The sequence below is a fragment of the Amycolatopsis sp. NPDC033938 genome, assembly GCF_055575975.1.
Genome location: NZ_JBVIRO010000021.1, coordinates 47,484 through 58,852 on the forward strand (window position 1 = coordinate 47,484; position 11,369 = coordinate 58,852).

Below are 11,369 nucleotides of genomic sequence, written 5' to 3' on the forward strand. Positions count from 1 at the left end.
GCTACGCGTTCCGCTCGGCCTGCTTCTCCAGTCGCCACGCCTCGTCGGTCTTCCCGAGCCGCCAGTATCCGGAGATCGAGAGCAGGTCGCGCCGCATCCCCCGGTCGTCGAGCAGATGACGCCGCAGGTCGCGGACGAATCCGGCCTCGCCGTGGACGAACGCCTGCACGACACCGTCACGCCAGTCGAGCGCGCGGACCGCGGCGGCGAGATCGTCGCCCCGGCTCCGGTGCAGCCAGGTGATGTGCGCGTCGGCCTTGGTGGCCAGCGACTGCTCTTCGGCGGCGTCCTCCACGAGGATGAGCGCGTGCGCGGGCACCCCCGCCGGCATCGCCTCGAGTGACGCGGCGATGGCAGGCAGGGCGCTCTCGTCCCCGGCGAGCAGATGCCAGTCGGCCTCGTCGCCCGGCCGGTATGCCCCGCCGGGACCGGAGATCAGCAGTTCGTCCCCGGGTTTCGCGGCGGCAGCCCACGGCCCGGCGACGCCCTCGTCACCGTGGTGGACGAAGTCGAGCACCAGCTCACCGAGGTCCGGGTCGAAGGCACGGACGGTGTAGGACCGCATCCGCGGCCACTGCTCGCGCGGCAACTCTTCGCGAACCCGCGCCAGGTCGAACGGCTCGGGATAGGTGACGCCGGGAACCCGGAAGTGCACCTTGACATAGGCGTCGGTGAAATCATTGGGCTGGAACGAGGCGATCCCTTCGCCCCCCGCCACGATCCGGACCATATGCGGGGTGATCCGCTCGGTGCGCAGCACCCGTAACCGGGTCGCCGACACCGGCTTCCTCGCCTCGGCCATCCACGATTCCTTTCCTGCAGGTTAGGTGAACCTAACCGAGCGTACGCCCTTCTCCGGCAGGCGGGGTCAGGTCACCGATCAGCTGAGCAAAACCCGCCTGGAAGCGACCTTGCCCTCGAAGCCAGGGTTGCACGGCCGCACCCGCCACTTCGACCAGAGGCCTCACGACGCCCTCGCGGCCGGGTCGCTCACACGCGTGTTCTGGAACGACGCGACGCGCCAACCGTCGGACTCCTCGACGAGCACGTACGTCAGCGTCGATTCCCGGCCCGGTTCGGGTTTGCCACCCGCCAGCGACGACCCGCCACCCGCCACCACGATCGCGACGTCCGGCCGGATGAACCGGACCTTTGGCTCACCATCGCCCCCGGCCAGCTTCGACCCCTTCAGCGGCCCCTCGAACAGGGATCGATGTGCGCTTTCGATGATCGCGCGGCCCGGCATGTTCATCCCGAAGAACGTCACGTAATCGGCGTCTTCGGTGAACAACCGCGCGTACGCGGCCGCGTCACCGGCGTTCCACGCTTCGGCGAGCTTGCTCAGCACGGCCAGGACTTCGGTACGGGATTCGGTCATGATGCCCTCCAGTGGGACGAACGCTGTTCGTGTTACGAACACTGTTCTACAGACGAACGGTGTTCGCGTCAAGTAGAGTTCCCGCGTACCCCGGATCAGGAGGCGAACGAAGTGAGCAGGCCCCGGCGTCGCGCCGAGAAACCAGTGCTGTCCCAGGAGCTCGTGGTGAAGACGGCACTGGACCTCCTCGCCGCCGAGGGATTGGAGGCGGTGAGCATGCGGCGCGTGGCACAGGCGCTGGAGACCGGCCCGGCGTCGCTCTACGCCCACGTCGCGAACAAGGAAGAACTCCACGAGCTGATGGTCGACCACGTCCTCGACTTCGGCCCGATCCCCGAACCCGACCCGGACCGGTGGGTCGAGCAGGCGAAGGAGCTGCTGCGCGGGAACGTGCGCGCGCTGACGTCGTTCCCCGGGATCGCCAAGATCGCGTGGGCCATCGCGGTACCTGTCGGCGCGAACTCCTTGCAGCAGGCCGAAGCCCTGCTCGCGGTGCTGCGCGCGGGCGGCCTCGACCTCAGGCGGGCACTGTTCGCCGCCGACGCGTTATGGCTCTACGCCAAGGCTTTCGCCTATGAGGGCGACGGCTGGAAGCACGGCGACATCAACCTGGCGGAGCAGGAGGAACGCGGCAAGCGGATGGTCGACTACATGACGTCGTTCCCGCCGGGCACCTTCCCGAACCTGCTGAGGTCGGGCGAGTACTTCAGCGCGGAAACCGCGCAGGAGCGCTTCGAGTTCGCCATCGACATGTTCCTCCGCGGCCTCGTGAGCGGTAACGACGGTCATTGAGGAACGAGGCAAACCGCGCGCGGTCCGGCCTGGCTGACGGAAGCCGGACCACGGCCCTGAGTGTCCACAAGAGACACTTTCCAGAGACGCGAAAGCCCCTTTCGGGACACCACATGTCCCGAAGGAGAACCCGCATTTGTGCACCTACGCCTGACCTGGACGAGGGTAGCTCCGCGGGCATCGTCGCCCGGCTCGCCCCTTGATCACTACCGGTGGACCGGCGACCCGCACAAAGCTCCACACCAGTGAGTAAGCAAATGCGAGCCCCTCAAAGGGGCCTTCGCGACAGGCCCGAACACCGCGGCCCCAGCGTCGAAGCGTGATGTCCTGAAGGACCCCTTTGAGACCTTCAACGTCTCAACGGGGGCCTTCAGGACACGCCACATTTGAGTTACCCCTCAATAAGCACGCGAGTGACGCCTCCGGCTCAGGTCAGAGCAGCGCGACCGCGGCCGCGTACTGCGGCACGAGATGCGCCCCCAGTGACGCCTTCGTCTCGGACATCTTCTTGCCGAACATCACCTGTGGCCGCCCGGTCTCCAACGCCCAGCGTACCACTTCGCCGTAGAAATGGAAATACAGGTTGGTGCGTCCGCCCAGCTCCGGCGGCAGCGCGGCCCAGTTGCGGACGATCGGCAGGGTGGGGTGATCGAGAAGGGTCGTCATGGCGACCACCCGGCCCGTGGCGGTGTCGTGGTAGCAGATGAGGGTCACGTCGGGCTGCCGCAGCAGGGCGCTCCAGTAGCCGACGAACGCCGGGAGCGGCACGATCGGCACATCGTGGTGTTTGGCTTCGTTGTGCCGCAACAGTTCCGCGATCTCGACCGGATCGGCGTCGACGCCGGGCACGACCCGCGCCTCGATCGAAGGATCGGCCTCGAAGGTGCGGAAGATCTTGCGCAGGTTGTACTTCCGTTTCTTGGCCAGCGAGTTCACCCAGTCGTCCCGGTCAGAGAACCTCGTGACGTCGAGCACGGCGACGTCCTCGGTCCGGCGCACCATCTTCAGCCCGCCGCGGACACTGTCCACTCCGGACTCGCCGATCTGCCGGACCAGCAGTGCTCGCAGTCCCAGGCCCAGCTCGGAGCGCATGGCCGGGACGAAGGTGTCCAGCAGCCTGCCGACGCCGCCATCGTCGTCCTCACTGTCGAACCACCAGCCCGGCATCGCACCCGAACCGGGGGCGCGGACGTCGAGCCCGCCGAGCCGTCCGCGTCCGGTCGGGCGGGCGAACCGGTGCCGCCGCGTCAGTCCGGTGACCCACGCGGAACTGACCACGCCACGCGGTTCCCCGTCTTCGATGAGTACCGTGACGGGCTGCGCGGTACGCGCCGCCCACGCCTGGGTGGTGAGCACCTCCCAGCTCCAGTCCGCCCGCAGACCGGCTTTGGCCCGCAACGTCTTCCAGTACGCGGGCTCCGGATCGCGCCGGGGGTCGAGCACCTCGATCACCATCGGGTCACCGGCCTCGGCGCGACGACCCCGAGCAGCCGGACCGGCCGGAAACCGAGCGTGGCCTTCAGCTCGGTCAGCCCCCGCCCCATCGACAGGGACTTCCGGTTGCCCTCGATCATGTAGCGCACATTCCGGACGACGGCGTCGAAGTAGAGATGCTTCGGCCGTCCCTCCTCCGGCGCCACCGCGGCCCAATGTTGGTGGCAGGGGGCCACCGGGTGATCGAGCACGATGCCGAACGCGAGCAGCTTGCCGTCGGCGTCGTGGTAGGTCGAGGTGATCACGTCCGGCCTGCGCACGAGTTCGGCGAGGTATTCGGCGGTGACCGGACCTCGCCGGTCGAACTTCACCGGGCCCATCCGTTCACGGTGTTTCCGCAGCAGCGTGGCCAGTTCCCGTGGGTCGAGGTCGGTGCGGGCGGCCTCGCCCCGGACGAGCACGTCCGGATCGGCGGCGACCTTCTTCGCCTGACCGCGCAGGCTCAGCCGCCTGCTCCGGCGCAGGGACGCCAGCCATCCTTCGACGTCGACGAACCGGTTCTCCAGCACCGATGTCGGCATCGTGTCGAGCACCTTCCTGCCCCGTCCGGACAGCATGTCGAGCGATTCCGGCTCCACAGTGCGGTACACGACCCCGAGGCAGCCGGGCCCGGTGAACCGGCAGACGGCCCGTTCGAATCGGCGCATGATCTCCCGCCGGTCGGCGGCGCCGACCCCGTCGGCGAACAACCACGGCGGATATCCGGAAAGCCACGCGTGCTGCACTTCGACCCAGCGCGGTCCCCACCGCGCCGCGCCGCGCACCGCGCCAGGCCGCTCCGACGCCGGCGGGGAACACTGCATCGCCAGTACCGCGGCGACGATCTCGCCCCCGTCGCTGATCACGGTGAGGACGTTGGGACTGCGGGAAAACCGCGATTCCACCCGCAGCAACCCATAGTCCCACGGGACCGGCGCCTGCTGGACGGCGAGGAACGCGGCCCAGCCTTCGGGTTCGGGATCGGTTCGCGGGTCGAGCACCCGCACTTCCCAGGTCATCGGCCCAGCACCGGTCTCGGCACGGCGACCGAGACCAGGGACCTGGTGCCGAAGCCGAGTGCGGTCTTGTTCGCCAGCATCGCCCGGCCGGCGGTCAGTTCGCGGCGCCCGTGCGTGACCATGTACTCCACTCCCCTGGCGTAGAAGTCGACATAGAGCCCTACGCGGCCACCGCCCGCACGCGGAAGCGCGGCCCACTGGTGCAGCACGCATTCGCCGTACGCGTCGATCAACGTGCCGAATCCCAGCAGCCGCCCGGCTCCGTCCCGGTAGGTCCGGGTGACGACGTCCGGGCGGCGCACGAGTGCGTCCAGATAGGACGGTGCGATCGGGCTCCGGGTGTCCATGTGCAGCCCGCCGAACCGCGACCGCTGCCCCTCGGCCCACGCCCGTTCATCCTGCCTGGCGCGGTGGGCGTTGAGCAGCACGGCGAGTTCGTGGCAGTCCAGGTCCTGGCGGGCGGAGGCCGCCTCGGTGTGCAGGTCCCCGTCCTCGCGCAGGTCGCGCAGCGTCTTCCGGGTCTCGTCGCCGAGCGTCCGTTCCCAGTCGTCCACAGTGGAATAGTCATTGGACAGAACGGCGATCGGGTCGATCTCCCGGGAAATCCGGCCGCGGCCGTCCAGCGCGGGGAGAAGTTCCGGGGTCATCGCACGGTAGATGAGGCCCAGCAACCCGGGGCCGAGGTGCGCGCACAGTGCCCGTTCGAACCGGCGGACCACTTCCCGCCGCTCGGTCTCGTCCAGCCGCTCGTCGAGCACCACCGCGGGATAGCCGCTGAGCTGCCAGAGGTAGGCCTCCGCCCAGCGCGGGCGGAATCGTCCACCGAGGACGGACAGGGGCGCGAAGTCGTCCGCCCGCCAGCTCCGGCACACCATCACGGTGACCGCGCCGACGACCTGCTCACCCCTGCGGAGCACCGCGAGTACCGCCGGGTTCTTCGCCAGCCAGGCTTCCCGGCGCAGGACCTCGTACTCCCAGACCGGCGACAACCTCGCGCGGTGCAGGAATTCCCGCCAGCCCGCGGGTTCGGCAGCGCTCCTCGGATCGACCACCTCGACCTCGAAGGCGGTGCTCCGTTCCGTCACCTTCATCGTCACCATCCCAGTACCGGTCTCGGCACGGCCGCGGAGTACACCGGGCGCGCCCGGAAGCCCAGCGTGGCCTTGAGTTCGGGCAGTCCACGCCCGGCGGTGAGTTCCTTGACCCCGCGCCGGGTGGCGTAACGCATCGCGTGGATGTAGGAGTCGAACAGCAGTCCCTGCCGTCCGCCTTCGTCCACCGGCAAGGTGCCCCAATGCTGTTTCGCCGGACTGTCCGGATGATCGAGCAGGGTGTTCACCGCGAGCAGCCTGCCGTCGGCGCCGGTGTAGGTCAGCGTGTGCACGTCCGGCCGCCGGAGGAACCGGTGCAGGAACGCCGCGGACGGCGGTGTCCTGGTGTCGAACGGGAGCTTCCCGTGCCGTTCACGATGCCCCTGGATGAGGGTCGCGACCTCGGCGCTGTCGACGTCTTCCCGGCCCGCACCGCCCTCGACCACCACATCGGGATCCGCGGCCAGCTTCCGGCGCTGCCGTCGCAGTCCACCCCGTCGCGATTTGGGCAGCGACGCGATCCATTCTTCTTCGGAAGCGAAGCGGTTTTCCAGCACCGCGACCGAATCGACCACCTTGACCAGCCGTCCTGGGCCCTGAAGGTTCTCCGCGAAGTCGCGCCCCAACGCCCGGTACAGGACGCCGAGCAGGCCCGGACCGAGGCGGCGGCGCAGTGACCGTTCGAAGTCCCGGATCAAGGGACGGCGTTCGGCGCCACCGACCCCGGGCGCGAACGCGAACCCCGGGTAGCCGCTCAGCCACGGTTGGCAGACCTCGGCCCAGAACGGGCGCAGTAACCGGTGCCCCGGCGTCGGTGCGAAGCGGTATCGCAGCCGTGGACGGCACACCAGCACCGAAAACGCCGCGACGATCCCGGTACCGTCCGTAACGGTGGCCAGTATCGGCGGATTCCGCGCGGTCCAGGCGTCGAGACCCATCACCTCGTAGTCCCACACCGGATGCAGGCGCGCGGCGTGGAAGAACTCCGGCCAGCCGACGGGAACGGGATCGGTACGGGGATCGTGGAAGCCGATCTTCACGTGAGCACGACCGGGGTGCCGTGTCGCGGGCACGGCGCGATCTCGCCACGGACGCCGCCCGACGGCAGCACGTCCACGAATCGCGGGGAATCCTGACGCAGCAGGGTGAACGCGAGACCGCCCGTCGTGGACCGCGCGTAGACGCGGGGCCAGTCGAGGTGCCAGCGACCGCATTCTTCGATCGCGCCCAGGTAACCCAGTGCCGGATCGTGGAGCACGCCGTACGGGCCGGTGTCCATTGTGTCCAGTTCCCGTCGCGGTACGGATTCGACCCGGTACGCACGGTCTTCAGGAAGCGCTCCGGCGAAGACGGCCAGTTGCTTGTCGTCACCGATCGCGAGCACACGTTGTCCGCGGCGCAGTGCGGCGGACAGTTCCGCGAGTACGCCCGGCGCCGGGACATCGGGATCCACCACACAGCAACGGACTCCGCGTGGCAGGTCCACCGGCGGCCCCGCCCGGTCGTCACCGAGCACGACGACCAGTGCGTCTCCGGTCACCGAACGTGCCTTGCGCAGCACGGGACCCAGGCCCCGGTTCGGCTCGATCCGTTGCGTGCCACCGGCGAGCGGCACGAGATCGATGACCTTGTGCACCGCCTCGGCCAGCGGCGCCGCACCGGAATCCGTCCCGGTGCGGCCGGGCACCAGCACCGGATCCGTTCTGCCGTCGAGCGCCCAGCGCTCGCGGTAGAACGGCACCGTCGCGAAGGCCGACCGCACGGAACGCCGATAGGCCGCCCGCCAGGCAGCGTTCACCCCCAACTCCCACATGGCGCGGAATCATGCGTCATCGGGGCCGGATTGGGAACAGATCATGCGTGGTTCGTCCGACTCGCAGCGGAATTCCCTCCTTTTCGACTGAGCTGAAAGGAGGAACTTTCCGGACTCCCTGGCGAGAACAAAGCGAGTCTGCCTATAACACCGGGAACTTTCGAGCCGGCATGATCTGCCGGTCGCCTGGGGCCAAGGGGACGCATGAACCGTGAACTCACCACAAGTGACGCTGTGAACACAATAGCGCACTCACCGCAGAGGATCGACAGATGAGCCGGTCGGTCCCTGGTCCCACCCAAAGCGGACTCACCGTAGTCGTTCCGTGCTTCAACGAAGTCGACAACGTCGAGCCCTCCTACCGGGAGATAGTCGCCGAGTTGGGGAATCACCCACTCGAACTGATCTATGTGGACGATGGGAGTACGGACGGGACACTGGACGTCATCCGGGCTCTCGCACAGACCGACCCCCGGGTGCGCTATGTGTCCTTCACCCGCAATTTCGGGTTCGAAGCGGCCTTTTCCGCGGGATATCGATACGCGGGTAAGCCGTGGCTCCTGCACATCGACGCCGATCAGCAGTTCCCGGCTTCCGAAGCGCGGAAATTGATCGCCGCGGCGGAGGAAGGGAACGACGCCGTCTTCGGCGTGCGCACCAACCGGCAAGATCCCTTGCTGCGCCGCTGGGGCACCGCGGCCTTCCATTTCCTCGGCCGCCGCGTGCTGCGCATCGAGATCCCACCGGGCGCGACGGCCTTCCGCCTGGTCCGCACCGAACTGGCCCGCAAGATCGTCGACCTCCGCCTTGGCACCCCGTATTTCCTCGCCACCGTGCCGAAGCTGACCAGCCGCTACACGACCGTCCCGGTGGCACACCGGGCACGGGAACGCGGAGAGTCCAAAGTGGGCTTCGGTTTCCTGTCCTCGCACGCCATCGAACTCTTCGTCGGCTTCACCAGGCGCCTGACGACGGCGGCGTCGGCGACCGCGCTGACGACCGCGGGGATCGCGGGACTGGCGGGACTCGCGACCGTGTTCGGCCTGCTCGGCCGCGACGTCACCTCGGCACTGACGTTCGCCCTGTTCTCCGTGGTGCTGACGGTGCTTTCGCTGAGCGTCCGCTATCTGGTCGTGGTCGGCGCGGGTCAGCCGAGACCGAGGCAGTTCTACATCAGGGAGGCCAATTTCCCGGTCGACGAGGACGACCTGCTCTACACCTCGGCGGAAGCCGGGATCAATCCTGGGGAAAGGCAAGCGGGAGTGAAGAAAACCGAAGACACGGCGGCGCAGCGGAGCCTGGTGATACTGGGCGGGGCCGACGGTTCGGTCAGCACGTATCACCGGGCGCGGGAACTCGGTTTCCGCACCATCTGTGTCGACGTCCGCGCGGCCGCGCCCGCGGTGGCGCTCGCCGACGAGTTCGTCCAGGTCAGTGTCCGCGCGCCGGAACAGATCGCGGCCGCGCTGGAGGGACGGGACGACATCGCCGGGGTGCTCTGCCCGGCCAGCGATGTCGGGCTTCCCGCACTCGCCTGGCTCACCCGGCACTGGAACCTGCCGGACCCGCTGCCCGACGCCGCCGTCGCCGCTTCCGTCGACAAGTCCGTCTTCCGCGAACTCTGCGACAGGTTGCGCTTACCGACTTACCGCAGTGTCGGCGGCGAACCGGGGCCGGACCTCGTCCTCGCCGCGCAGCAGCTGCGGTTCCCCACACTGGTGAAACCGGTCGATTCCTCCGGGAGCCGGGGGGTGGTCTCGTGCGCGAGCCCCGGCGGGCTGACCACGGCGTTCACCGAGTCGCTCGCGTTCTCCCCGTCGGGGCGGCTCGTCGTGGAGGAACACCTCGACGGCTCTCACTACACGATCGAAGCACTCGCGGTCGACGGCCGGATCGTGTTCCACGCGGTCACCCGGCGCACGCTCACCCCGCCACCGTTCTTCGTGACGGCGTCCCATCTCCTGCCGGCGGGGCTGCCATCGGTGGTCGACCGTGCCCTGCCGCTGATGCTGACCGCGCTGTGCACCGAACTCGGCTATCGCACCGGTCCGCTCACCCTCGACGCCGTCCTCGGCCGCGACGGGAAGTTCTACCTGATCGAGATGGGCGCCCGGATGGGCGGGAACGGCCTCGCCGAGGCGATCGAAATCAGTACCGGCGTCGATCTGATCGCCGCCGGGATCGCCGCCGCGACCGGGGACGAGGTCATCCTCTCCCCGCGCGCCCCGCGACCGACGCTGGTGCACATCCTCGCCTCCGACCGCGGCGGCCGGATCCGGCGGATCGAGGGCACCGACGAGGTCCGGGCGATGCCTTCGGTACACACGCTGGAACTGTTCGCGGAACAGGATTCCTTCGTGAAGCCGTACGAGCAGGCCGGGTACAAGATGGGCTACGCCGTGCTTTCGGCGCCGACCGTGCCCGAAGTGCTCGCGGCGGAGGACGAACTGCGCGGCACCTTGAAATTCCTGCTCGACGAGCAGGGTATGGCGGTGCCGCTCCCTTGACCGGTACCTCGCTCACCGGCGGCACCGGCACCGCGACGATCGCGGCGCCGAAGCCGTCGATGGTGCTCCGGCTCCTCGCCGGCCGGGGCGTCTTCCGGCTGGCGATCCAGGCCATGGGCGTGGTCCTGGTCACCGCGTGGGGAGCGCACGACTACGGCCGGTTCGCCACCGCGCTCGGCCTGATGACGTGGCTGAACTTCGTGCCGTCCGCGGCGGAGAAGTCGGCACTGAAATGCCTGCCCCGGCTGCGGGTGACCCGGGACGCCGTCGCGGCCTTGGCCGTACGGATCGCTTTCGCGCCTGTCCTCGTGGTGCTGGCGGCGATGGCTGTCGCGCTGGTCTTCGTCCCGGAGTCGGACGCCGCGCTGTACCTGACGGCCGCGGGATGGTCGATCTCCGGCGGGCTCCTGATGACCGTCTCCGGACTGCACCGGTTCCGCGGCCGGTCCACTTTGGACGCGCTGGCGTTCACCGCAGGCGCGCTGGTGGTCGGCGCGGTCACCGTGGGCACCTGGTTCGTCCGCTGGTCACCGCTGACCCATCTCGGCCTGCTGCTCGGCGGGATCCTGCTCATCCTCGGCTTCTCCGCCGCGCTGCTGCCGAAGAGGTGGCTGCGTTCCAGCAGGGTGAACGGGCACCGGCTCCTGCCCGCCTTCGGCCGGACCACCGTCCTGCTCGGGATGACCGAAGTGCTCGACGTCCTGGCGACGTCGACGGTGTTCGGCGTGCTCGCACTGGCGGGCCGGACCGTCGACAGTGGACCGTTCTACATCGCCTTGCTGGCGAGCAGCGCGGTCTGCTCGCTGCTGTTCTATCAGCTGAGGCTGCATCAGCCCGCGATCTCCAGCCGGATGCGGGGCGGTGGCGCGGCGGCGGGTCGCGCTCGCGCGGTGGAACTGCTGAAGCTGGTCGAACTGGGTGCGCTGGTCTTCCTCGTCCTGGTGGGGATCGCGCTGGTGATCCCGGCCGCCCGCGCGGTGCTGACGTCGGAAGGCACCACCGGCGCCTACCTGGTTCTCGGTGTCTTCGTGCTGGCCGAAACGGTGCTGTTCGCCGTCCGGCTCTACGCGGGCTTCCTGATCGAGAACACCAACAGCAAGGTCCTCACCCTCACCGCGTCGGCCTCGATCGCCGGATTGTTCGCCACCCCGCTCGCCGCGGCGGCGCTGGTCCCGGCGATGGGGCCGGTCGGCGGGTTCGCCGCCCTCGTCTTCGCCATCGGTGTACGGGCCACCGTGCTCCGGCGGTTGCTGCGCCGCCATCACCCCGAACTCTGAATTCCGCACTGGAGAAGGA

General features: G+C 68.9%; 10 protein-coding genes and 2 pseudogenes. 5 read left to right on the top strand and 7 right to left on the bottom strand.

Annotated features, from left to right (window positions below; all coding sequences use genetic code 11):
* Nucleotide 1 precedes the first annotated feature (1 nt).
* The gene (locus ACZ5ZX_RS35320) at nt 2–802 is read right to left on the bottom strand and encodes a siderophore-interacting protein (protein WP_465506324.1); all 801 of its coding nucleotides are present in this window, start codon (nt 800–802) and stop codon (nt 2–4) included.
* 162 nt (nt 803–964) lie between these two features.
* Complete coding sequence (locus tag ACZ5ZX_RS35325; RefSeq protein WP_465506325.1) at nt 965–1,378, bottom strand: SgcJ/EcaC family oxidoreductase; 414 nt, start codon at nt 1,376–1,378, stop codon at nt 965–967.
* Between the two features lie 111 nt (nt 1,379–1,489).
* Here ACZ5ZX_RS35325 and ACZ5ZX_RS35330 point away from each other — a divergent pair, with 111 nt between their 5' ends.
* Entirely contained in the window at nt 1,490–2,170 is a 681-nt protein-coding gene (locus ACZ5ZX_RS35330) for a TetR/AcrR family transcriptional regulator (RefSeq protein ID WP_465506326.1), read from the top strand.
* Nucleotides 2,171–2,602: 432 nt separating this feature from the next.
* On the opposite strand, the gene ACZ5ZX_RS35335 is transcribed toward ACZ5ZX_RS35330, so the two are convergent.
* Genes ACZ5ZX_RS35335 through ACZ5ZX_RS35355 form a run of 5 tightly spaced genes read right to left on the bottom strand, consistent with a single transcriptional unit; the run spans nt 2,603 to nt 7,515 of the window.
* Nucleotides 2,603–3,625 (bottom strand): GNAT family N-acetyltransferase, encoded by a 1,023-nt coding sequence (locus tag ACZ5ZX_RS35335; protein WP_465506327.1) that lies wholly within the window; start codon nt 3,623–3,625, stop codon nt 2,603–2,605.
* The gene (locus ACZ5ZX_RS35340) at nt 3,619–4,662 is read right to left on the bottom strand and encodes a GNAT family N-acetyltransferase (RefSeq protein WP_465506328.1); all 1,044 of its coding nucleotides are present in this window, start codon (nt 4,660–4,662) and stop codon (nt 3,619–3,621) included. Before ACZ5ZX_RS35340 ends, ACZ5ZX_RS35335 begins: the two co-directional genes overlap by 7 nt.
* Nucleotides 4,659–5,762 carry a hypothetical protein gene (locus ACZ5ZX_RS35345; protein WP_465506329.1) on the bottom strand — a complete coding sequence of 368 codons (1,104 nt, stop codon included), beginning with the start codon at nt 5,760–5,762 and terminating at the stop codon, nt 4,659–4,661. Before ACZ5ZX_RS35345 ends, ACZ5ZX_RS35340 begins: the two co-directional genes overlap by 4 nt.
* The gene (locus tag ACZ5ZX_RS35350; protein WP_465506330.1) at nt 5,756–6,793 is read right to left on the bottom strand and encodes a GNAT family N-acetyltransferase; all 1,038 of its coding nucleotides are present in this window, start codon (nt 6,791–6,793) and stop codon (nt 5,756–5,758) included. Before ACZ5ZX_RS35350 ends, ACZ5ZX_RS35345 begins: the two co-directional genes overlap by 7 nt.
* Nucleotides 6,790–7,515 (bottom strand): hypothetical protein, encoded by a 726-nt coding sequence (locus tag ACZ5ZX_RS35355; protein WP_465506399.1) that lies wholly within the window; start codon nt 7,513–7,515, stop codon nt 6,790–6,792. The genes ACZ5ZX_RS35350 and ACZ5ZX_RS35355 overlap by 4 nt, the downstream gene beginning before the upstream one ends.
* Nucleotides 7,516–7,838: 323 nt before the next feature.
* On the opposite strand from ACZ5ZX_RS35355, the pseudogene ACZ5ZX_RS35360 reads away from it, so the two are divergent.
* From ACZ5ZX_RS35360 to ACZ5ZX_RS35375, 4 genes and pseudogenes are all read left to right on the top strand, one after another.
* Nucleotides 7,839–8,795, top strand: a pseudogene (locus ACZ5ZX_RS35360) (glycosyltransferase family 2 protein); the annotation flags it as partial.
* A gap of 381 nt (nt 8,796–9,176) precedes the next feature.
* Nucleotides 9,177–9,755, top strand: a pseudogene (locus ACZ5ZX_RS35365) (ATP-grasp domain-containing protein); the annotation flags it as partial.
* A gap of 51 nt (nt 9,756–9,806) precedes the next feature.
* Nucleotides 9,807–10,073: a hypothetical protein gene (locus tag ACZ5ZX_RS35370; RefSeq protein ID WP_465506400.1), complete on the top strand. Its 267-nt coding sequence runs from the start codon at nt 9,807–9,809 to the stop codon at nt 10,071–10,073.
* Entirely contained in the window at nt 10,070–11,350 is a 1,281-nt protein-coding gene (locus ACZ5ZX_RS35375) for a hypothetical protein (protein ID WP_465506331.1), read from the top strand. Before ACZ5ZX_RS35370 ends, ACZ5ZX_RS35375 begins: the two co-directional genes overlap by 4 nt.
* Nucleotides 11,351–11,369 lie beyond the last annotated feature (19 nt).